Origin of the sequence: Gracilibacillus oryzae, from assembly GCF_009498735.1 — a bacterium.
In the GTDB taxonomy this organism is placed as follows: domain Bacteria; phylum Bacillota; class Bacilli; order Bacillales; family Amphibacillaceae; genus Gracilibacillus; species Gracilibacillus oryzae.
The window spans coordinates 20360-44502 of sequence record NZ_ML762450.1; the positions used below are offsets into that span (position 1 = coordinate 20360).

The window sequence follows — 24143 nt, forward strand, 5'->3', positions numbered from 1 at the left end:
AAGGGATGATGTATCATGAACAGAAACTGGTTCACATGGTTAGACAAAAGCTTACGGATAAAAATGCTTGTTATGTTCGTACTTTTAACAGTTTTTCCTTTAATTTTAATCGGACTCATATCTTATATGAAATCTTCTAATATTGTTTCAGAACGAGCTTACAGTTTGGCTCAAATCAAAACAAGTCAAATTACACGAGAACTGGATGTTCTCTTTCAGGACATTAATCGCTTTAATGAAATTGGAAAACAGCAGAGCACGGTTCAATTCCTGCTGCATCAAGAAGAAACTTATGAAGAGGCCAAAGAGATTTTAAGATTATTTGATTTTTACCAAAAAAGCTATTTATCAGGTGAAGAGATTTATGACATACAGATAATGAACTTAGAAGGGAAAACAATTAGTAATAATAAAGGTGTCTATCAACGTAATGATATAGAGACAGAGCAATGGTTTAGTGAAGATCCCCGCCAGTCGAAGATGAAAATTATTTATCGAGATGGTTTCCCAAAACTTGAGATAAAGAAATCGATTGTATGGGATATAACTGATACAGTCATCGGTTTTCTGAAAATTACTATTGATGCTTCTGCAATAACCTCTGTTCTGGATGATGTCCAGTTAACGGAAAGCAGCTCCTTTTTTATCACATCAAATAATCGAGATATTTTCTTTCAGCAAAAACAGGATAATGGAACATCTATCACCAACTTGGACTGGGATAATATCTCAGCAAATGAACATGGCTACTATACAGATAATGCTATGTTTTACGTTTATGAAACAGCAGAAATGACCGAATGGAAAGTAATCGGGCTGGCTCCTGTTCATGAAATTATGAAAGATAGCAATGAAATCCGAACATTAATTTTTTTAACCGTTATTAGCAGTATTATTTTCGTTATTGGACTTTATATGTTTATTTCTAATAAATTGATTTTACCGATCCGTATATTAAAAAACAAAATGACTCAGGCAGCCGAAGGGAATCTCAATGCAAAGGTCTATCCAGTTGGAGAGGATGAGATTGCAACATTAGGTTATAGCTTTAATCAGATGATCTCGAAAATTAAATCGCTTTTAAATCAGAGTATTGAAGAGGAGAAGAAATTGAAGGCAGCTGAATTTCGTACAATGCAGGCCCAAATTAACCCGCATTTTCTATATAACACACTTGATACTATCGTCTGGTTAGCAGAAGCAAAACAGCATGAATCGGTTATTGAACTGACCAAAGCTTTATCACAATATAGCAGAATATCACTTAATAAGGGAAAAGACTGGATAACGATTGCAGATGAAATGTCTCATATTGATAGTTATTTATATATCCAACAAACTAGATACGAAGACATTTTAGATGTACAAGTTGATGTAGACCGTAATCTTTACCAATACCACATTTTAAAGCTGTTATTACAACCTGTTGTAGAAAATGCCATTTACCACGGGATTAAAAATAAACGCGGCAAAGGATATTTGCGAATAAATGGTACATTAGCAGCCGATGATCAGATTCGGTTGGAAGTGATTGATAATGGTATCGGAATGAATGAAGCACGACTGCGCAAATTAAATGAACATTTAATCTCAGGCGAAGTAGTGCCGAACTCAAAAAACGGTTTTGGACTGATAAATGTGCAACAGCGAATTCAGTTATATTACGGGAAGGAATATGGATTAAAGATAAATAGCTGGAATGGGTCTGGCACGAGAGTCGTAATAACCATTCCTAAAAGGGGCGGAGAAATTGAAAAAAGTATTTCTAGTTGACGATGAAGCGGTGATCCGACGGGGAATCGCACAAAAAATTGATTGGGAAAAAGAAGGATTTATCTATTGTGGAGATGCATCTGATGGAGAAATGGCCTTACCATTAATTGAAAGACATCAACCAGATATTGTGATCACCGATATTAAAATGCCATTCATGGATGGGCTAACATTAGCAAGAATTTTAAAAGAAACACTGCCACATGTCAAAATAATCATTTTAAGTGGACATGATGAATTTGAATATGCAAGACAGGCTATTCGAATACAAGTAGAAGAGTATTGTTTAAAACCTGTCAGCAGTAAGGACTTAGTATCTATTTTGAGAAAAGTGAGAATGGAAATGGAAACAACAAGAAATGTTTTTAAAAAAATTGAAACAAAAGAAGAACTTTATGAGCAGCTTTGCAAAGGTTCCCTGTCAACAGAAGAAATCATCCACCAGGCCAAAAACCTTCATGTAGATTTAATGGCAAGTTATTACTCTGTTCTTGTCGTCGAAAAAAATCTCGAACTGCTGGAACAAAAGATAGCAAGCTACCAGCCGTTACGCTTTTCAAAAGAAACGAAATGGGTACTTATTTTAAAACATGACATTGAGCAGAAATTACTCGAGGAAATAGCTGCAATGAAACAATTATTAACATCACACCACCCACCACTTTTATTTGGGTTAGGCTCAATCGAAACAAGAAATGAACATATTACGATATCATATGAAAATGCATTAGAAGCTTACAGTTACAGTCGGGCAATCCAGTCTTATCCCTTTTTGCAAGACCACCAGGACGTGCATCGTGAATTAATGCAATCCTTTGATCGAAGAAAACTGATTCATTTTCTGAAATTTGGACAGCAAAGTCAATTGGATACATTTATTCGATCATATGCTAGTTTTATTTATCAAAAAAGAGACCTTTCCAATATATTTCTCTATTATTTCTTACTAGATTTCACGATCACACTTCGTCATTATTTAGAGGAATCCGATTATGACAAAAAATGCAAGGACATAATTGAACCATTAGAAAATTCGCTCCACCAAGTGCGGACAAAAAGTGAAATGATCGATTTTATGAAAAAAATGCTTCAGCCTTTATTAATTCACCATGAGCAGCAATTCAGCAAGTACGGTAAATTGATCCAACAAGTAAAACAAGTAATTGCCGCCAGATATCATGATTCGAGTTTGTCCCTTAAGGAAATAGCTAACGAGGTAAATATTAGTGCATCTTATCTTAGCAATATTTACAGCAAGGAAATGGGCCAGACTATTTCAGAATATTTAACTAATACAAGAATGGAACAAGCAAAAGTGTTATTACAAACAACCAATGACAAAACATATGAAATTGCCTATAAAGTAGGCTTCAATGATTCTCATTATTTTTGTCATACATTTAAAAAAATGACAGGAATGACAACAAAGGAATATAAAAATCATGTAGCTGAAACGCTTTCGGAGACTAGCTTCACCTGAAAATGAGGGATCGAAATGCAAAAAAAATGGATTTTTCTACTACTCGGATTTTGTATTTGTATAAGTATTTTTATCATTTTTTCACAATTCAATCAACCATTACTGCAAGAAGACAGGCAAGTGGAGGAAAAACCGTTATCTTCAGATTATACATTTGTTATTATTTATCCTGTTGCCCATCCTTTTTTCGAAAAGGTAACGAAAACCGCTCGTGAACAAGCAGCAGAACTGGGAATTAACATCATTATCGATGCACCGAAAATTGCTTCCGCAGCAGATCAGGCCATGATTCTGGAATCCTATATAAAACAGCAAGTAGACGGAATTGCAATTGGAGCTACCGACCCGGAAATGATCACTCCTATCATTAATGAAGCAATTGATCAAGATATCCCTGTTGTTTGTTTTGATACGGATGCCCCTAACAGTATGCGCCATGCCTATATAGGTACAGATAATTATTTGGCTGGCCTGCATTTAGGTGAGGCTGTGGCAAAGCATATGAATTATAAGGGAAAGATCATTGTTAGCAGCGGTTTACCAACAATGGAAAACTTACGGCTGCGAATTGAAGGTTTAAAAGCTGCTATAGCACAATATCCTGATTTAAGGCTAGCAGAAATAGCGTATAGTAATGGAACAGACCCTGATACATTAAAAAATATTGAGCAATTGGTGGATAATTACCCTGATTTCAAAGGTTTTGTCGGCATTGATTCACTGGCCGGCCCTGCAGCTGTTACGGTATGGAAAGCACATGGCCTAGATAAAACTGCCGTTACGTTTGATAATTTACCAATTGTTATGGAAGGAATCGAAAATGGACAAATTACCAGCACCATCTCTCAAAATCAAAACAAATGGGGAGACCTTCTAGTTCGAAGATTATTGGAAATAGTTAACGGAGAAAAGATCAAAGAAAAAGAATATACCGAGACGATTGAGATTGAGTCTGTTCCACATTAATTTGTACACAGGGGACAGGCTTTTTGTTCCGTGGAAGAAGAAGAGAACTAAGCTCCTGTCTCCATGTCCCCCATTTTACTGGAAAACTCCTCTCTTTTTACTGGGACAGAAGCTGAAAAGATTACCTGTAAAAATGGTTCAGTGCTCTTGTAAGTTCTTCTCCTAAAAATGGTGTTAAAGTTTCAGCATACGTTTTTGTTAAATGAGAATCGTCCTGGTATACAAGTACATTGCCTATAACTGGTTTGCAGACTTCTTTCCCGCAAAATTTATCCGTTAAATCAGCATAATAAACATTATTTATTTCAAGTTCTTTGATGTCCCTAGTTAAATCCTCCAGGTCATTTTTTAATTCACACTCATTCGCAGCCACACCATTTTTTTCGACACATGTCGGAACGTTAAAATCCGCTCTAGGATTATCTTTAACAGCAAAAATATTGATATCATTGTCATCTAACGTTTCCCATTGATCGACATAACCTTTTGGTATTCCCTTCCACTCCGTAGCATCCGCAGTGGTAAAAACCATGTCCGGCTCTTTCGCGATTAATTCTTTCATTACTCCATCATTCCACTCTGCGCATGTCTGTTGATCGAGTTTAGTTGTCAATAAATAAGATTCACTCGAGAACCTGCACGCGCTTCTCGTATAGTTTAGTATCTTTATATTATTCTCATGAGCATAATTTTCAAGGGGAGCTAACCAATGAGCACTATGAGAACCGCCAACTAAGGCAACTGTATAATCAGGGTTATCCACTTCACCATATTCGCACATGATGACTTCTGACTTTTCCATTTCCTGATGGCATCCGTCTTTATAACTCTCCGGAAAATCATACTTTGCATTCGCAGTTATTGGTATAAAAGGTTCATCTGAATGAAACTCTACATCTGTTGCCATCACAAATGCTCCCGGATGATCGGTGTTATTTATCTCCACTTTTACAGCTTCAGATTGAATATCTTTCAAGTGCCATGTCCAAGATCCTGTAAGTATGATGACGGGAAATGCACTCCCAAATAATATTAATGCCAGTTTTGTTTTGGGTTTAATTTTCTTCTTTCTAATTGGTTTTTCAAATAAAATCGTAGTTAAAAATGAACTGATTGCTGCCAATACCATAATTAATAATCCATGAAAAACCGGGACACTCTCACTCTCAAAGATATTGTAATAGATAACTAAGAGAGGCCAATGCCATAAATAAAAGCCGTAAGATATACTACCAAATTTCACTAGAGGCTTTGCACTCAGTAACCGATGCACTCCGAATCTCCCGCCACTCTCACCGGCTACCAATATCATAACAGCTGCCATAACAGGCCACAGAGCAGCATACCCAGGAAACATGGCTCCAACCTGCAGGATCAGACCACAACTGATTAATCCAAACAAACCCAGCCAGCCAATAACCCAATTCGTAACTTTATTAAAAGAAATTTTCACTATGATTAGAGAAAGAATACTTCCAGTTGCAAACTCCCAAACCCTTGCAAATGTATCAAAGTAAGCCCAAGGCTGATTGATAGATGTTATATAAATGGAATAGATTAAAGATAATAGAAACATAGCAATTATTGTAGGAAACAATAATTTTCTTATTGCAATTCCTGATTTTTTAGCAAGTACTGATAAAGCTATTAATACAATGGTCCAAATAATATAGAACTGGAATTGTGTTCCCATTGCCCAAAAGTGCTGTACAGGACTGGCGACATTATTCTGTGCTAAATAATCGACAGAATTACTGGCTAGTTGCCAATTCTCAAGATATAGCATGGAAGCCCATACTTCCTCTATAATCACATCCCACTGTGTTTGGGGTAAAAAATAAAAACCAGAGATGACAACAAAGATCAATACTGAAAAAGCTAGGGGAAACAATCTCTTCCCTAACCTGAGAAGAAATTCTATGCCATCGACGTTCCCCTTTCTTTCATACATGTTTAAAAGAGATGTGGTGATTAAAAATCCGGAAACAACAAAGAATACATCGACTCCACCAGAAATATTCCCAAACCAGATATGGTAAACAGCAACCAGTATGGCAGCTACTGAGCGTAATCCTTCAATTTCTGGTCTGAATTTTCTTTTTATCTTTTGAGAAGAGTTCATAAAAGCCTCCATTTTGCCTGTATTTGAATTCTTAATAAGCATGAGCGAGGGGATATAGACTTTATACCAATACCTATTATTAAAAACTGCTTTAATTCACTTTTAACAGGAAATATTCACTCTTCAGCTCTTCGCTTTCCACTTTATTTTACTTTTAACAGGAAAACTTGCCTCTACTCCTCTTCGTTTTCCGCTTTATTTTACTTTTAACAGGAAAACTTGCCTCTACTCCCCTTCGTTTTCCGCTTTATTTTACTTTTAACAGGAAAACTTGCCTCTACTCCCCTTCGTTTTCCGCTTTACTTTACTATTAACAGGAAATATATTCCTTGCTCTCTTTGGATTTCCTTTTAAGCTTGAAGCTTAACGATATATTGCTTAAAACACCAACTGGGAATCTGGTCTATTACTTAAGTTAAAAAATCCCCTTAAGTTTTACTTTTTCTCCTTGTGCCTCCATTCGGACTAAGGATTGCCATAATCTCACCCTTGTTCACTTCAAAGGAAATATCCTTGTGAAATGCTGTATAGTGTTTAAGTCAATTCTCAACACTATTTTACATATAAATACAATTTATTGAAAGCCTTTTCCTATAGAATTATTACGGTTAACATATAAATATCATCGTGGTGACTTAATAAGGTATAAAAAGAGGAATATGTAGTGTACCTCTCAAAATAACATGAAAACAACACTACATTTTTAGGTATTTATCAAAAAATATATATGATATCTTATTAAAGTAAGCGCTTACTACAATAAGGAGGTTTAGCTATTGAAACAGTATTTTTTTGTAAAAGTCTTTAGTTTAGCTATTCTATTCCTCAGCATTCATTCGTTAACAATATTTGCTGAGGAGAATACAACAGAAGAAATCGACATGGAAAAATATGCAGAAAGTATGCAGCCCGGCTGGAATCTTGGTAATACGTATGACGCAGTTGGTGAAGATGAAACAGCATGGGGAAACCCTTATGTCACAAAAGAGCTGATTGAGAAGATAGCTGCAGATGGCTTTAAAAGTATCCGCATCCCTATTACATTTGATCAGCGTATGGAATCAAGCGGTGATTATCAAATTGATCAAGATTATTTAGAGCGAATTGACCAGACTGTTCAATGGGCCTTAGAGGAAGATTTATATGTTATGATCAATGTTCATCATGATTAATGATATGGATAGAAAAAGGCATGCAGGAAAATTATGATCAGACAGTCGCTCGTTTTGACGCGATCTGGACACAATTAGCCGATCATTTCAAAGATCACTCAACCAAATTAATGTTTGAAAGCATTAATGAGCCTAGATTCAGTGGCACAGAGGAAGAGAGTCTGCAATATCTGGAGGTACTCAATACACATTTTCATCAGATTGTCAGAGAGTCCGGTGGGAACAATGACGTCCGCCCGTTAGTTTTGCCAACATTGCATACAGGGTCAGAACCTCAATATGTAGAAAATTTATATGATTATATTGTCGAACTGGATGATCCTCATATTATTGCGACAGTTCATTTTTATGGTTTCTGGCCATTTAGTGTGAACATTGATGGATATACTAGATTTAATGATGATGTGAAGAACGATATTATCCAAATTTTTGATCGAGTGCATGATACTTTTACTGCCAAAAATATTCCGGTAGTGATCGGGGAATATGGTTTACTAGGTTTTGACACAGATATCGGAGCAATTCAGCAAGGAGAGAAATTAAAGTTTTTTGAGTTTATGATCCATTACGCCGAGGAGAAAAATTTAGTGCATATGCTTTGGGATAATGGCCAGCACCTAAATCGAAATACGCTCACATGGTCGGATCCGGAATTTTTCAATATGCTGAAAACAAGCTGGGATACACGATCTGCTGTACCAAATGATAACTTTATTTATCTTGAAAAAGGCGAGCAGGTAACAGAAAAAGAGATAATTTTCAAAATGCATGGGCATCAGTTTGAACACATTTACCTTGAGGATCAATTACTTCAGGAAGGTACTGATTATACCATTAACGGAGATACTGTTATTTTCTCAAAAGCTATGCTTCAGTCCCTGATTACATCTGAAAAGACTGGATCTCTTGCAACGATCACTGTCACATTCTCTGGTGGTGTGGATTGGGAAATAGATGTACGTCAATATGCCAAGCCAGTTCTAGCAGATGCGGAAGGTACAACCACCAGCTTCAAGATACCAACTGACTTTCATGGTGATCAATTGGCAACAATGGAGGCCTATTATGAAGATGGTACTATTGCCGGTCCACAGAATTGGACACCATTTAAGGAATATGGCTATACTTTTTCACCCAATTATGAAGATGGATATATCGAATTAAAGCAAAACTTTTTTAATGAAACAAACGATGGAAGAGTATTGTTGACTTTTTACTTCTGGAGCGGGAAAAAGGTAGAATATGTGATAGAAAAATCCGGGGAAACTGTGAAAACTGCACCTATTGTCCAATTTTCAGACATCTCCGGGCATTGGGCAGAAGATTTTATTCAACAAATAGCAAATAAACAGTTCATACACGGTTATCCTGATGGAACATTTCGTCCAGTTACTTCCATCACCAGAGCTGAAATTACCCAAATAGTGGCAAACTCATTAGGATTAGAAACAGAGGCAACTGCAACCAGTTTTACTGATATAACAGGTGAAGAATGGTTTGCCAACAGCTTGTATGCTTTAGCAGAAACAGATATAATTGCCGGATTTACTGACGGAACCTTCCGTCCAACGTCTAAGGTTACACGTGCTGAATTAGCTGCAATATTAGGCCGTGCAGTGGATTATGCGGAAGTAAATGCAGTAGAAAATAAGAAAACAGTGGATCAATTTACTGATGCAGCACAAATTCCGCAGTGGGCAATTGCAGATATCCAGACCGTTATTCAGCATGATATTATGCAAGGTTTTCCGAATAACAGCTTTGCTGCAGAAGAACAGACAACAAGAGCTCAGGCAGTTACGGCAATTCATAATTTGTTGACAAAGATTAACTTAAAATAATGATAAAGAGGATGAACCAAAAGTAGTTTGTCCATACTGTAATCCGAACATCATGTGAATTGTTCGGATTACTTGTTTCTCTGAAAACAGGATCTTTCATTCTCTACTTAATCTCAGCTTCCTCCTTGAAAGAGAGACTTTCAGGTAGAGTAGATGACCGTGCCTAAACTTACTTTAAGTGAAGCTGTCTTACATGTTGATATTCATTCTACTTATTAGTTTAGGAAACCCTTCAAAGCTGGGGAAAATGCGAGACTCCAATGGGAACAGCGCGAGCTGAAAATCCACTTGGTAAAGCGGGTTTCTTTACCAAGTTAGTTGAAGCCGTGCCCATGGAAAGCGAGTATTTTCCCCAGCGGTGAACTAGCACTATCTATATTAGTACATTAATGAGTAATACACTTGGGTAATTTTTGTTTGGATTTTAGATTAACTATTTTTGTTATTTCCAACGTACTACTGATAAACAACTTTCAACTTAATGTCTTGCGGATAGTCCCCGAACTCTTTTCCAAATATGTTGAATCCACCTTTGTGAAGCGCATTTTCTTTAATCCCCACCCGGAATGTCAAAAAGTTGTTCGCATGTAAATTCAAAGCATCAATTGTCAAATCACTAAATGGAATATCATCAATCATGGCATTGTCTTCTGTCACTTTCCACGTTTTCAATGTACCATATTGTGTACTTGTACTTTCCGCCCAATATTTAGGATTTAACTTGCCAGGCCTGTCACCGAAATCACCTGGACTGGTCCATGTTCCAATACCTATTCCATTTAGCCAGACTGTAATGTCAGACGGCCACTGGTGGTCATGGTTTGGCGCTTCTGAACACACTTCGAATGATACCAGTACTTCTTTAACTTTTGCATTCGGCGGAATAGCAAGCGGAAATTTATATTCTAAATAACCTTTTCGCGTCCAAATAAGTTGTGCCTTTGACCTCGCAGGATTATAGAAATTAACTGGATCATCTTCCTGAATGATAAAACCTTCGTGGTCGGCCATACCGCATGTTGGCGAAACACTGAAGTCTGTATATTGGCCAATCGGCATTTCTATTTCATAGGTCTCATACTCACCTGTGTAAATCTTCGAAGTATTTAATTTAATATGTATATCGTCAAAGTTTCTTGTGCAAACTTTCATTGCTCCCCTGCTAGCCGGGCGGAGCTCTGTCAAAATCAGGCCTGCTTCTTCTAATACTTTAATATGAGAGGCAGCAGTTGACATCGGAATATCAATACTCTCAGCCAGTTGATTTATGTTCATATTGTTACTGCTTAGAAGACTGATAATTTGCAACCTGACTTCTGAAGATAGCGCACGCGCAACTTTTCTTAGTTTTTTCTGATCTTCCAGTGATAACTCTAGCAAAATAAGCTACCTCCTAACTTTCATTCTTATATTATAAATGAAAACCCTATAATATTCCAATTTTTTTGGATAAAAGGTAGTCTAAAAGAAGGAAAAGGGACTTATCCATTATCCGAATAAGCCCTTCTTGTTTCACTATTGATCCGATGAATCCTTCTGACAGGTTACTTGCATATAATCTAAAGCAAATTCACCAGCATTGTGTGATAAATTAATAGTTTGTACTCCTGCCGCTAACTCTACCAGGACAGAAGCACTCTCCAGCATCCCGGCTGTTGACGGAAACGCTAATTCAGCAATTTCCTGATTGTTGATAATCACCTTCTGTGAACCAGTATCATTCGTGTTATTACTGTACACGAAGTTTAATTGATAGGTACCATTTTCCTCTACTTTTACCCGGTACTCCAGCTCGCTATCCTCACTAGTAAAGTTCACTTTTTGCTTATTGGATGCGGCAAGCGTATGAAGGACAGTTGTGTTTCTCACGTTTGCGTGTTCTGCTTCATATTTATATTCTGGTGTATTTGGTACTATTTCAATAAAATCGATTTCGGCAAATGACTGTCCTTTTGTCAGTCTGATTTTATTTTCTTCGCTATCTAAGCTGATCTCCTTTTCAGCAAAATACCAGCTGTCCCAGCCATGATTTTGATAGGTAACTTCCCCGGCTGAATCCCCGTTAACAGATACATAGTGGGAGGATGGTTCACCCATTCCATTCGCATATCTCACTTTCAATGTATAATCTCCTGGCGGCAGCTCGACATCAAATTCGATAAAGCTGTCCTCAAAATCAATGTAACCGACCTTTGCCTGATTGGAAGCAGATGTATTGGCTACAATTTGGGCACGATTTATCCTTGCCTCCTCTGCCTCAAATTTATGACCGAGAGGAAGTTTCGGCGTAAGTGTTCCACTCTGTTCCCCTGAAGGCACTTTTAACAGAGCACCAGTTGCTGCGGGTTTGCCAAAGTTTGGTGTACCATCTTCCTTCCAGGTAATTTGCTGCATACGAATATTCCGGTCCCAGCCTGATCCCTGAAACTTGGCTGCATGGTAAATAATCCAATCCTCTGTTCCATCTGGGGACTTAAAGAAACCATTATGTCCAGGTCCGTACACACCAACTTCTGGATCCTTTTCAAATACAGGTTCCGGGCTCTTTTCCCATGCGTTTGGATCAAGCGGATCTGCACCAGTAAATGTCAACATTCCTAATTTATAATCGTCTGTCCAGCTTCCACTGGCAGAATAAATCAGAAACAGCTGACCATCCTTATTCCGCAAAAATTGCGGCCCTTCATTCACATGTGGTTCGCCTATCTTTTCCCAGTCATATTCTGGTCTTGTTAATTCTATCCTTTCCCCGCTTATCGTCCACGGATTGGACATTGGTGCAATGTAGATATCCTGACGCACATTCACATCACCTTCCCAACCAGACCAGGCAAAATAATATTGTCCTTCTAATTCTAAAATCGTCCCATCAATTGCCCATTTGTCAGAAGGTGTTGTTATCTTTCCATAAGTGGTTCCTTCCGGATAAGAATAGTCACTGAATGGATCAGATGTTTCCGATTCCAGGATATGCATGCGTTGTTTTTCCATGTCACCACCAGATGCAGCAAAATAAATATACCATTTGCCATTAATAAAATGGATTTCCGGCGCCCAGATATGGGCACTGTTCGGCGCTCCCGGCTCTGGTGTCCAGACAACTTTACTTTCCGCTTCCTGCAAGCCTGAAATAGTTTTAGATTTCCATATTGTAATATTGTTACCAGTTGTATTGGTATAATAATAATAGCCATCTGTATGTCTGACAATCCAAGGGTCTGCCCCATTTCCTATCACAGGATTTTCAAACAGCGCTACCGCATCTTCCTCATAATAAAATGTAATATAGCCTATATCCGGTTGTTGTCCACCGTTATTTTTTGGTGCTTTTAACTCTTCCCCCATCGTTTCCTCCTGATCATAAGTATAGAGATTACCAGAATTACCACCCTTCACAAAAACATATTTCATGCCAACAGTTGATTTCCAGTCAAATGTTTTGCTGTCATGAAAGTTGATTTGAATATTTTCGTTATGGTAAAATCCGCTTTCTGGTGTGTGACCATCTAGTTCTACCTTATATTGTTTTAATTCCTTTAATTCAGCTGGGAACGGATCATTCTTATCAAGCTGGATCGGACTGGAAGCAGCTCGTATACTGGAATGATTATTTAATAGAACAAATGACAAAGCTAAACCAGCAACAAACAAAAACACCATTAATTTTTTCATAGAATGCACTCCTTTTTCAGAATAAAAGTCAGCTCCAAAGAGTAAAACAGGGATTGTTCTTATATTGCGAACAATCCCATGAGATGTGTTAATCATTAATTTCTTTTATTTTTTCCAGCGCTATTTTTGGTGTTCGATCTTCTTTCAATAACCCGTTAATTTCCTGCTGAACATCAGTGATTTGGGTATAACAATAACCAGTTATATATGGAATCTCTTTAATCGCATTGGTGATGCTACGGTAGCGTCTTAAGAATTGCTCTTCTGATTCCACTTGATTGCCATAACCCCAGCCGCTTCCTTCATTAAATGCGATCCCGCCATATTCGGAAATTATGATTGGCTGTCCTTTGTACTCATATCCATTCGCAAATGGATACTTGTGATTGTTATGGGATAACTCATTATTTACAATCGCCTCTTTATCCTTGTATCGATCAAAAAACTTTTCGCCAAACTCTTCATAATCATGAAGAGTAATAATGTCTGAGATAGTATGTTCCCAGCCATCATTCACGATAACCGGTCTTTCCGGGTCTAGTGATTTTGTTAAATGGTAGATGGACTCTGTGAAAGCTTGTTCTCTCTTATTTGTCGCAATATTCGGTACTCCCCATGATTCATTGAATGGCACCCATGTGATGATGGAGGGATGATTATAATGCTGATGAATAATTTCCAACCACTCTTTGGTGAAATTATCCACTGCCTGATCGGAATATTCATATGTTGCCGCCATCTCAGACCAAACCAGCAGTCCTTTCTTATCACACCAGTATAAAAAACGTTCATCCTCCAGCTTTTGGTGTTTACGCACCCCATTAAAGCCCATTGCCAGGGTTTTTTCGATATCTTCTATCATCGCCTCATCTGATGGCGGTGTCAGCATTGAATCCTGCCAGTAACCCTGGTCTAGTAAAAGTTTCTGATAAACAGGACGGTTATTTAAAAGCACCTGTCCATCTTTGATAGATATTTTACGCATACCAAAATAAGAATGTACTTCATCAAGCAGGCGGTCTGCTTCGTATAAAGAGAATGTCACATCATATAAATGAGGATGTTCTGGTGACCAGTACATGACTTTCCATTCATTAAATTCAGCGAACAGATCTACTTCAAACCTTATTGTGGAACGGTTTGGAGAGAAAGAAAATTGTTTTACTTTTTCTCCATTAAAGTTGATCAATGTATCTACTCTCAGTTGCTCATCGATGTTTCCTGCCAAGGAATAGTCAAAAGCTACAGTGTTTGTATCAATATTTGGTGTCATTTTTACATGCTCAATATTTCTGTTTTCAAGAAATTCCAGCCAAACGGTTTGCCAAATCCCTGTTGTCTGCACATACCAGCAACCGAAGTTATCCTTTTTCCACCTTTGTTTTCCTCTTGGCTGATAACAGCTGTCACTGTCTTCCACCTTCACAATCAGATTATTTTTCTCACTCGTTGTAATTGCCTGGGAAATATCGAAACTAAAAGCAGCATTACCACCAACATGACTGCCAATATATACACCATTCACCCATACTTTTGTTATATAATCAGATGCCTGGAAACGCAGCATCACCTTCTTGCCAATCTGCTCAACTGGTATGTCAAATGATCTCTGATACCATACATAAGGATGAAATTTCTCCTCACCGATGCCGCTTGCTTTTGTTTCATACGTAAACGGAACCTGGATATCTCTTGAATCTGTCAAGTCCTGGTGCCATTGACTGCTTTCTCCCATATTTTCATCATCAAACGCAAACTTCCATGTTCCATTAAGATTGATCCAATTTTTCCGTTGAAATTGCGGTCTTGGGTATTCTGTTCTTTGATAGGTCATTGTTTTTTCTGTCATGTGAATTCTCCTTTATTATCCTTTTATTCCTGTAAAGCTGATTCCTTTTACAATTTGTTTTTCAAAAATTAAAAATGCGATGATGACAGGGATGGAGGCAATCGCATTCGCTGTCATCGGCTGCACATATGCCTGTGAGTAGGTGGCATTAAACACCGGCAGCCCAACTGGTAACGTGTAAAGCGTCTCAGACATTATCGATAAATATGGCCATAGGAAGTTGTTCCATGAACCGATAAATGTAAAGATACCGATAGCTGATAACGCTGGTTTTGCTAATGGCAGAACAATCTTGTAAAACAGTTTAAAATAGGAACACCCATCGATAATCGCGCTTTCAACCACTTCTTTCGGGACATTATCAAAAAAGCTTTTTAATATAATCACTCCCATTGGTGAGGCAATCATCGGCAAAATTAAGCCTGCATACGTATCGATCAGCCCTAAGCTTTTTGCTACCTCATAAAGAGGGATTATGGTTGCTTCACCAGGAATCATTAATCCCAGCAAAAAGAAGATAAAAATAAAATTTTTGTAGCGAAATTTCATCTGCGAAATAGCAAATGCCGCGAGTGATGTTATCAGTAAAGTTAAAACGGTTGTAATAAGTGCTACCACTACACTATTCAACAACCAGCGAAAGATTAAACTGCCAAACATTATGTCCGTATAATTCTGAAAGGTATATGGCGGTAAGAACCATTCCAAAGGCTCCGTTGTAGAAAATCCATTTGGCTTAATGGAAACAAATAACATCCAGATGATCGGCAGGATAAAAATCACCGCTATAATAAACCCCAGCGTCACCTTCAAACCTAGTTTCGGATCTCTGTTTCGCTGTAAGACCGTACTTTTGCTTCTTTTCGTTCGGCCAAGTGTTTCATGTCCTGTTTGCGGATCACTCATTTAGTTCTCCCCCGATCTTTGATTCTTTAATTGGACAATAGAGAGAATTAACAAGATAAAGAATAGAGCGTACGACATTGTCGCAGCATATCCTAAATTGTTTTGTTTAAAGCCAACCTCGTAAATGTATTGAATTAACGGCCTTGTTGCCCCGCCTGGTCCACCACCAGTAATTAACAGAATCTGGGCAAATACTTTATAGGATGCAAGTATCTGTAACAAAAGCACCACTCGTCCGATAGGAATAAGCTGCGGCAAGGTGATATACCTGAACATATCCCAGCGGGAAGCCCCGTCAATTTCACTCGCTTCATACAAGGAAGCAGGAATATCCTGTAAAGCCGCTAAGAATAAGATCATATTGAAACCTACCGTCCACCATAAAGTAACGACAACAATGGTCACCCATGCTAATCCTCTATCTGCCATCCACATCGGCTCCCAGTTAATCCCGAACATCTGAATGATATTGTTGACGAATCCGTTATATGGCTGAAGCATAAAAATCATCAGAAAAGAAATAACGGAAACCGACAGGATACTCGGAATGAAAAAGGAACCACGGAAAAATGTCCTTAATTTCGTATTTAAGTTCGCCAATAATGCCAACCCTAATGCCAGCAAAACCATCGCAGGTGTTGTCAATATTACAAAGAAAGTCGTATTCCATAACGTTCGCCAAAAGTGTACATCCGAAAACATTTTCACATAATTTTCGAGTCCGACAAATTCTATTTTACGAACCAGAGTCCATTCATAGAGACTCATCTCCAACCCTTTGAAAATGGGAAAAATCGTAAAGATCACATAAGCAATAAAGAATGGCAATAAAAACGGGATTGCTTTTAAATCTTGATTCCACTGTTTCTTTATCATCAATTAACCTCCTTTTGTAAGGATGAATGAAATCAGGTCTGGTCCAGGTATTCCAACCGTATGGTGACAGATATATTGACAGGAATGTCAGGACCAGATCTTATCTAATCACTTATTCCGCTATCAATTCGGTTACTTCCTTCTCAATTGTCGAAAACACTTCTTCTGCCGCAGCATCTCCTGCCCATAATAAATCCAGATTACGTACAACAATATCCTGGATACCACGCGCATGAACAGTACGGTCTGCATATTTTACATAATCAGCGACTTCCGCGTACTCACTGCGATATGGCATTTCTTTAAATTCTTCCGATTCAACAACAGTATCTTTAGCCGGAATATGGCCAGCTTTCGCCCACATTGTGCCATTATCTGTAGCAAATTTCATAAATTCAACGGCACCTTTTTGTACATCTTGATCGGGCTCGTTATAATATGGCAGTACAAAAGTGTGGGAGCTTGCCCATGCAGCTTCTTGGCCGAACATATTCGGGAAAGGCATTGGGGTAAAATTAAGACCTTCTGTCGTTTCCCACGTTCCAGTCGCCCAAACACCTGTTGACATTACTGCTGCATTCCCTGATTGAAAGTCGCTGTAGAAATCAGCTAAATTTATAGGCGTAACTTCATGTGTATGGTAAAAGTCATAAATATAGTTTGCTGCTGTAATTGCTTTCTCGTGGTCCAAGGCATAAGTTGGATTCTCCAGATCACCGGAAACGATATTCTCTCCTCCCAACTGGTTATATAGCGCCCACCAGATTCGGTACGGGTCCTCCCCAGCACTAGGGAAAGCGAAAGCTATTTTATCTTCTGGCAGCGCTTCCTTAAGAGAAGTTAAAAATGAAACAAAGCCTTCAGGAGTTTCTTCAAATTTTGGTGTGCCATCATCGTTCAGCAGTCCAGCTTCTTGGACAAGATCATTATTAATATACATAATTTCCGGGTGAGTATCGATTGGCACAGCATAGTTATTGCCATCATAAATAGTGACATCTAAAACATTTTGATTAAACTCATCCCAAACAAGCCCAACATCCGCCGCATAATCATTAATATTCGTTACGAGTCCCTGGCTGACTAGTTCAGGCAAAACATGACTGTGAGCTATTGCCAGATCAGGTCCCTTTCCTGATCCTACACTTGTAAGTAACTTTGTATAATATTCTTCATATTCCTGCTGCACATTATTTACGAAATACTTGTCTTGACTTTCATTAAATGCCGTCACAATTTCATCCATGTACCCCGCATCTCCACCACTAAACAAATTCCACATCACTACTTCCGTAGCCCCTTCCGGAATTTCCACATCATTTCCTGTTGTCCCAGAATTGGAACATGCGGTCAATAACAACGCAGCGAAAACGACAACAATAAGTGTACTAAACCCCTTTTTCATGCTGGCTCCTCCCTTTATCTTTGAATATTATATTAGTTACAAATAAAATGTTTAATTACACTTTTTCTGTAACTTAGGTATAGAATACGCTTACATTTTATAGATGTCAACACTTATTGCACCTTTTTGGTTAATTTATTTATATCTTTCTTTCGACATTTATATCATAACGGGTAACAAATTAAATATTATAGTTATCTAAGTCAGGGATATTATTTCTATTAGCTTGATTTAATTGATTTTTCCACTTTTTTAGATCATTTACATTTGATTGGCGAAAAGTATTATTACGTTTTGATACATCTTTTTTGTATTAATTACAAGATTCGACTCTTGAGAAAGTAAAAAAAATGATTCCCATCAAGTTGAAAGGAATCCTAGGGTTGCATTATATTACCCTTAGTATATTGAATAGCTGCAATTACTGTCATTATGTGCGTAAGTTCCGAAACCTTCCGCTTCCTCCAATAAGCAAAGAGAGAACAATTTATAACCGTTTCGACCTGCTTCCCTCTTCAAAAATTAATCTGCCTTTTTACTTTCTGCTTCTGGATTAGTAGAATCTTCACTCTTAAAACTGCCAAAAACACCAAGAGCTAAACCTAATAACATAATGAAAAAGCCAGTGCCAGTCGACCCTATCATTAGCAAGATTCCCCCAAAAAGAGTGAGATGAATACCAAAAAGTTGTATTTGTACCGCGGCAGGTCTAATAAAACCAACAGCATAAAAAAAGAAAAAACCTATAACAGTTAAGAGAAGAATAGCAAATAAAATAATTCCAACAACTTGCAACAATATCTGCACCTCCTGTATTCCTGCATATGGAAGCAGTGGTATAAGATAGTTTAAGTGTATCACAATTATCTTGACGGTGGACACAGGATTACACGTTCACCAACCTTCCATTTGCTACGCCTCGAGCCTTATTTCCCTCATAGGTTTAACCTAGTATAATAAAGAGTGACTTTGATAAGCGGGATATTTTTCCTCCGTTTTAGCGAAACTTATCAAGAGCTTAACGTCTGTAATAATAATCTCGATAAAGGAGCATTCGATATGTGGAAGAGAGTTGCTATGATTTTTTTAACCCTGACATTCGCTATTATTATCCTGTTATTAGCTGCAAAAAATCCGACAGGACCTAATACCGTTTCTTTTGATGAACCAATTGGGCTTTTGCTGTCTGCCGGGATGGTAGTAGTATTATTTTTGCCACCTCTTATTTTAGCTTTTTTTCAACATCTAGTTGCAAGAATCGTTTCTGCCATTTATCAAGGATTTTTCGTTCTTAGTTTTTTAATCCTTATTCCAGTAGGCTTTCTTGCACCTGACTTCGGGGTGATTATCGTCGCTGTTGCAGGTATTATTATTAGTATTTGCAGTATTGTTGTCACAATTGTTGCGGGAAGAAAAAAAGGATATCCAGACTCAGTAAAAATGTATGTATGAAAGTAGTCCCTATGCAATCCGGACAAATTAATTGAATCGTCTGGATTATTTGCTTTTTGAAAACAGAATCTATCATCCTATACTCAATAACTGGTCCTTCTTTTGGAGCGAGACTTTCATTGGAATAAATGAACGTGCCTGATCTTCCCTCAAGTGCCCCTCTTTTCATGATGGTATTCGTTCCACTTATTAGTCTAGAAGATCACAAAAAGCTGGGGAAAATGCGAGACTCCAGTTGTTCAGCGCGAGCTGAAAATCCACTTGGTAAAGTGACTTTCTTTACCAAGTTAGTTGAAGCCGTGCCCACGGTAAAGAAGACACTGCTCAAGCGCATTTTGCTTGAGTAGATGTCGCCCTTATGCCCGTGGTGAAAGCGAGTATTTTCCCCAGCGGTGAGCTAGCACAAACTAAATTAGTACATTTGTAATGAGACACTTGTGTATTTATTATGCAATTTTCGAATGTTTTTATGTCTCAACCCTCTCCCCATTTTTATACGAATTCCACTTCTCCAGCAAATAGGTTCACCTTTTCCATACGGATAACGGGCATATGAATGCTCGCACTTATTGTGAACATTTTGTCTGCAGACAGGATCACAATGTCTTCCTCGCTCTGGTATTCATACAGATAATCTGCAATAATTTTTTCATCATTTTCGTCTATTCGCAGATTGTTAGCTCGCATAAACTGAGCATTCCACTTTTTGACGATAAAATCACACGGTTTGTTTGTGCGTTTGCCATTTTCAACAAGTTCATCCAACCTGTCACGAGCTCGCTTGCCTTTGGATTTCTTCTCAGCGTCTCCCTTTTTTATATTATAATCCCATTCCCCCTGCACTGTTTTGCTGATCAACAGTTTATGACGTTTAAGCTCTTCCATGATATAGTCATCACATTCCATCAGGATGTTTGTGTCGATGGCAATTCTCACATTTTTATTATCCCAATATCTCAAGCTGCTGATATTTGTATTCATAATTTTTAACATGTCATTATAAGACACCAGGTGTTTCTCCAGCTCTGCATGCAATTGTTCCATATAAAGATAAATTTGTTTGTTTCGTGCACGAACAGAATGGATCTCTTTTTTTAATTGGGCTGCTGCCTTCTTTTCCTTTTTGACTATCTTAGTTAAGTCAGTAAACTGTCCTTCGACATCCTCCCTTTCTGTTTCCATTACTCTCACCGCTTTCTTCACCTTTAAGAGACGGCAGACCTGGTATACAGCTAACATCCTTTTTACCATTCCAAAAGCAAGAAGAACGATAACCGTTTCCTTCAACGCCTGAGTCCAATTCCAACCAGCAGAAATGTTGGAAACGATAAGAAAACCAATGGCAAGAAAAGACAGGAAAGTAAGGATGTCCATTTTTTCTTTACTGTCTTTTTCTGAACTCAAGCGCCAGATCATTGACTCTGGTATGAAGATGGCAGAAAGGATGCCATCTACGAAATCGTAATCAATTTTCTTACTGTCATCTTCTATACCAAGCATTTCATGAAGCAAATGAGAATAAATCGAAAATAATATACAACCAATCAGGAAGGGAAGCCCCATCCAGTAACAGACAAAATTAATAATCTCCATTAATCAACATCCTCTCTAATAATCATTTGGGTCATGATGGCCAAAATCATCATAACTGTTATAGTCATCCATTGAATCATAATCATCTTGCTGTGAGTCGAAATCATCAAAAGGGTCATTGTTACTGTAATCATCAGAATGAAAGCCCATCCCGTTTGCCTCGCCATCTTCCATTTCAGCGCGAATCATATCGCCATTGGTATTGTTCATCTCTTCTTCCATCTGCCTTTGCTGCTCTTCCATCAATCGCTGCTGTTCTTCCATTTGCAGCTGTTCATCCAACTGTCGCTGTTCCTCATCCATTTGTGTCTGAAACTCATCATCCTGTCGTTGCTGTTCTTCTATCAGCTCCTGCTCTTCTTCCCATTCCTGCTCCGCGATCAGTTCCTGCTCTTCCAGCAACTGGTCATCCTCCTCCATTTCATCTTCGATCGATAACTGGTTTTCAAAAAAGCTATCTCGCTCTTCAAGAACCTCTTTATAACTGTGAATATTTTCTTCATACGTACTGAATAATTCCAGATTGCTCATTTCATCCAGGTCAGTCTGATTGTATGTATTCAGGATACTGAGTGCCTGTCCTTCTGTAAGACTGGATTGTAATATGGTGTTTCGCTTTTGGATAAACTGTTCTTTAAACTGAAGCCAGCTTTCTTGCTCTGTTTGTGACTGTTTCAGCACACCCTGCAGCTCTTCTCCTTTTTTGGCAATGGTTTCCTGTACCACTGTCAGATCATTTAACTTTTCTTGTTTGTCTTGAAGTTGTTCTTTTACGGAATGTAATTGCTCCTTCAAACCTTCTAAATCGTGATCTTTCGTAAAAAATACTAATAAACCCAGAATAAGCATGATAATAATGACGATTGTTTCCAAATTTTTTCTCCTCCTCTTGATTCAGCAATTATTTTATGCTAAATTTTAATTATGGCTAAAATTCGATAACTAATGTAAATTTATCGTTGTTGAATTATCATATAACGAAAGATAAAAAAATACAATCATTTTTTTTAGAAGTTTAAAGGAGGAAGTGAAGTGGAACTATTTCAGATTTATACAATAAGAGGAAGCAGATTATGGCCGGCAGCCATTTACCAGCAGGAACAAACAGGTGAACTTACACAGTTACATAGCTTAGAAGAAATCAAACAAACATTAATTGCTAATGAGGAAATCGGCGTATGTGAATACAGCTCTCTGGGGGACTTTACTATAGATGATGTAATGTTTTATAAAAAAGGGATGATTGGCTCGATTGTCGGCCCAGTCCCTTTCACACCAATTAATCAAATGACACTGGATCATGTTTTATCAATTAAAGAAGCGGCTGAAATCTGGAAACTGTCAGATGGCAATATTATTCGCAAAGCAATTGATCGCGGCAATTTTGAGAAAGGAGAAGTCCGGAAGTCAGGCTCCACTTGGTTAATTTCCTATGCAGGAATGCAGCGGATGTATGAAGCAGTGCCTGAGACTAAAGAAGAAGACTTCCCGCGGCTTCGCGTCCACAAGATGGAATTCAATTTCGAGAAAGGCAAAATGAAGCCAATCCCATTATTTTAAATATCCCGGGACAAGCTCTCATTTTGCGAGGAGGAAGAAAAATGTTCGGTATACCGTCAAAGTATCCTTTAGATAAAATTGCTTGTAATAGTTGTGATGATCCGGAGGTGATTCGACTGATACGGCATCGCGCGTGCTTTAATCAGTTTGTTTTGATGATATGGCTAGTGATTCCTTTTGCTTTTCTCTACAGTAGAAATCACAGTTTTGCCTGGCTGCTCCTTACTGTCCTCACACTTTTTTGTATCTTGAGTGTTATTCAGATTTACAGGATGATAAAGTTTTATAAAAGGGAAAAAGAAGAGTGGTACCTGTTTTGTTTATCCTGCAAACATATGGGGACAGCACCTGCAAAGGATGTAACAGACATTGAAGTAAGAGAAACGGAATAAAGAATGGAGAGATTTTGATGAATATTTTGTTATTAGGTGCGACAGGAAGAGTCGGCAATAAGATTTTAGCAAAGGCGATAGCAGATCAGCATCATGTCACCGCACTCGTCCGCTCACCTGAAAAACTGACGATACAGTCTGATTATTTGAATATTATAGACGGAAATGTTTTGAATGAAGGAGATATTGCTAGTTCGATGGCTGATGCTGATGTTGTGATCAGCGCTTTAAACACAGACAAAAATAATACACTTACCAAAAGCATGCCGCTAATTATTGATGCAATGAAACAGCATGAGATTTCCCGGATTGTTACAATCGGAACTGCAGGAATTTTGGATAGCCGGAGCCAGCCGGATAAGTATCGTTTCCAGACAAATGAATCCAAACGCCGGTCCACAACCGCTGCAGAAGATCACTTGGCTGCCTATCAGCATTTGAAAGAATCAGACCTTGAATGGACAATCGTGTGCCCTACTTATTTACCTGAGGGTCATGAAAAAGGCCAATACCTAACAGAAAAAAATTTACTCCCGCTTGATGGCAAGGAGATTAAGACAGGAGATACTGCAGCATTTGCATACGCAGAGCTGTTCGAGAAAAATTTTGTTCACTTTCGTGTGGGGATTGCTTATTAAGAGAAGGGTAAATGATTAGGCGTTCTCTTTTTCTGCTTCTCAAGGTGACTAAACCCGTTCCGAATGCCTTGAGCTTCTCTTTGCCTTTCTCTCAAGGCATTCACACCCGTTCCGAATACCTTCAGCTTCTCCTGGCCTTTCTCTCATGGCATTCACAACCATTCCGAATGCCTTGAGCTTCTCCTGGCCTTCTCCTCATGGCATTCACACCCATTCCGAATACCTTCAGCGTCTCCTTTCTTTCCTCTCAAGGCATTCACACCCATTCCGAATACCTTCAGCTTCTCCTGGCCTTTCTCTCCTGGCATTCACAACCATTCCGAATGCCTTGAGCTTCTCCTGGCCTTCTCCTCATGGCATTCACAACCATTCCGAATACCTTCAGCTTCTCCTTTCTTTCCTCTCAAGGCATTCACACCCATTCCGAATACCTTCAGCTTTTCCTG

At 38.3% G+C, this 24143-nt stretch carries 19 protein-coding genes; 9 read left to right on the forward strand and 10 right to left on the reverse strand.

The window, feature by feature from the left end; all coding sequences use genetic code 11:
• Positions 1-15 precede the first annotated feature (15 nt).
• From F9U64_RS20000 to F9U64_RS20010, 3 genes are read left to right on the forward strand one after another with little or no spacing between them, the layout of a single operon-like run.
• Positions 16-1773, forward strand: coding sequence for a sensor histidine kinase (locus F9U64_RS20000; protein ID WP_153406665.1), 1758 nt, complete (start codon positions 16-18; stop codon positions 1771-1773).
• Entirely contained in the window at positions 1751-3253 is a 1503-nt protein-coding gene (locus F9U64_RS20005; protein ID WP_153406666.1) for a response regulator, read from the forward strand. The genes F9U64_RS20000 and F9U64_RS20005 overlap by 23 nt, the downstream gene beginning before the upstream one ends.
• 15 nt (positions 3254-3268) lie before the next feature.
• Positions 3269-4219 carry a substrate-binding domain-containing protein gene (locus tag F9U64_RS20010; protein ID WP_153406667.1) on the forward strand — a complete coding sequence of 317 codons (951 nt, stop codon included), beginning with the start codon at positions 3269-3271 and terminating at the stop codon, positions 4217-4219.
• A 121-nt stretch (positions 4220-4340) separates the two neighbouring features.
• Here the strand turns inward: F9U64_RS20010 and F9U64_RS20015 are convergent, their stop codons facing one another.
• Entirely contained in the window at positions 4341-6341 is a 2001-nt protein-coding gene (locus F9U64_RS20015; RefSeq protein ID WP_153406668.1) for an acyltransferase family protein, read from the reverse strand.
• Between the two features lie 776 nt (positions 6342-7117).
• Between F9U64_RS20015 and F9U64_RS23425 the strand changes: the two genes are divergently transcribed.
• Positions 7118-7513: a glycoside hydrolase family 5 protein gene (locus F9U64_RS23425; RefSeq protein WP_266095263.1), complete on the forward strand. Its 396-nt coding sequence runs from the start codon at positions 7118-7120 to the stop codon at positions 7511-7513.
• A gap of 20 nt (positions 7514-7533) precedes the next feature.
• The gene (locus tag F9U64_RS23430; RefSeq protein WP_266095264.1) at positions 7534-9354 is read left to right on the forward strand and encodes an S-layer homology domain-containing protein; all 1821 of its coding nucleotides are present in this window, start codon (positions 7534-7536) and stop codon (positions 9352-9354) included.
• Positions 9355-9810: 456 nt separating this feature from the next.
• Here the strand turns inward: F9U64_RS23430 and F9U64_RS20030 are convergent, their stop codons facing one another.
• From F9U64_RS20030 to F9U64_RS20060, 7 genes are all read right to left on the reverse strand, one after another.
• Positions 9811-10734, reverse strand: coding sequence for an ArsR/SmtB family transcription factor (locus F9U64_RS20030; protein ID WP_153406669.1), 924 nt, complete (start codon positions 10732-10734; stop codon positions 9811-9813).
• A gap of 135 nt (positions 10735-10869) precedes the next feature.
• Positions 10870-13026, reverse strand: a complete 2157-nt coding sequence (locus F9U64_RS20035) for a family 43 glycosylhydrolase (RefSeq protein ID WP_194287451.1) — start codon at positions 13024-13026, stop codon at positions 10870-10872.
• A gap of 88 nt (positions 13027-13114) precedes the next feature.
• Complete coding sequence (locus F9U64_RS20040; RefSeq protein ID WP_153406671.1) at positions 13115-14875, reverse strand: glycoside hydrolase family 2 protein; 1761 nt, start codon at positions 14873-14875, stop codon at positions 13115-13117.
• 15 nt (positions 14876-14890) lie between these two features.
• Positions 14891-15781 (reverse strand): carbohydrate ABC transporter permease, encoded by an 891-nt coding sequence (locus tag F9U64_RS20045; RefSeq protein ID WP_153406672.1) that lies wholly within the window; start codon positions 15779-15781, stop codon positions 14891-14893.
• Complete coding sequence (locus tag F9U64_RS20050) at positions 15782-16657, reverse strand: carbohydrate ABC transporter permease (RefSeq protein WP_153406673.1); 876 nt, start codon at positions 16655-16657, stop codon at positions 15782-15784. It lies immediately after the preceding gene.
• A gap of 112 nt (positions 16658-16769) precedes the next feature.
• Positions 16770-18062 carry an extracellular solute-binding protein gene (locus tag F9U64_RS20055; RefSeq protein ID WP_153406674.1) on the reverse strand — a complete coding sequence of 431 codons (1293 nt, stop codon included), beginning with the start codon at positions 18060-18062 and terminating at the stop codon, positions 16770-16772.
• Between the two features lie 522 nt (positions 18063-18584).
• The gene (locus F9U64_RS20060; protein ID WP_153406675.1) at positions 18585-18860 is read right to left on the reverse strand and encodes a hypothetical protein; all 276 of its coding nucleotides are present in this window, start codon (positions 18858-18860) and stop codon (positions 18585-18587) included.
• A 261-nt stretch (positions 18861-19121) separates the two neighbouring features.
• Here F9U64_RS20060 and F9U64_RS20065 point away from each other — a divergent pair, with 261 nt between their 5' ends.
• Positions 19122-19514: a hypothetical protein gene (locus tag F9U64_RS20065; RefSeq protein ID WP_153406676.1), complete on the forward strand. Its 393-nt coding sequence runs from the start codon at positions 19122-19124 to the stop codon at positions 19512-19514.
• A 492-nt stretch (positions 19515-20006) separates the two neighbouring features.
• Here F9U64_RS20065 and F9U64_RS20070 read toward each other — a convergent pair whose 3' ends face one another.
• Together F9U64_RS20070 and F9U64_RS20075 are read right to left on the reverse strand one after the other, a co-directional pair.
• The gene (locus F9U64_RS20070) at positions 20007-21107 is read right to left on the reverse strand and encodes a PIN domain-containing protein (protein WP_153406677.1); all 1101 of its coding nucleotides are present in this window, start codon (positions 21105-21107) and stop codon (positions 20007-20009) included.
• 15 nt (positions 21108-21122) lie between these two features.
• Entirely contained in the window at positions 21123-21980 is an 858-nt protein-coding gene (locus tag F9U64_RS20075; protein ID WP_153406678.1) for a hypothetical protein, read from the reverse strand.
• 159 nt (positions 21981-22139) lie between these two features.
• On the opposite strand from F9U64_RS20075, the gene F9U64_RS20080 reads away from it, so the two are divergent.
• The 3 genes from F9U64_RS20080 to F9U64_RS20090 are packed head-to-tail and all read left to right on the forward strand — an operon-like array spanning position 22140 to position 23697.
• Positions 22140-22667, forward strand: coding sequence for a helix-turn-helix domain-containing protein (locus F9U64_RS20080; RefSeq protein WP_153406679.1), 528 nt, complete (start codon positions 22140-22142; stop codon positions 22665-22667).
• Positions 22668-22708: 41 nt separating this feature from the next.
• Positions 22709-23059: a hypothetical protein gene (locus F9U64_RS20085; protein ID WP_153406680.1), complete on the forward strand. Its 351-nt coding sequence runs from the start codon at positions 22709-22711 to the stop codon at positions 23057-23059.
• A 17-nt stretch (positions 23060-23076) separates the two neighbouring features.
• Complete coding sequence (locus tag F9U64_RS20090; protein ID WP_153406681.1) at positions 23077-23697, forward strand: NAD(P)-dependent oxidoreductase; 621 nt, start codon at positions 23077-23079, stop codon at positions 23695-23697.
• The last annotated feature ends 446 nt before the right edge of the window (positions 23698-24143 follow it).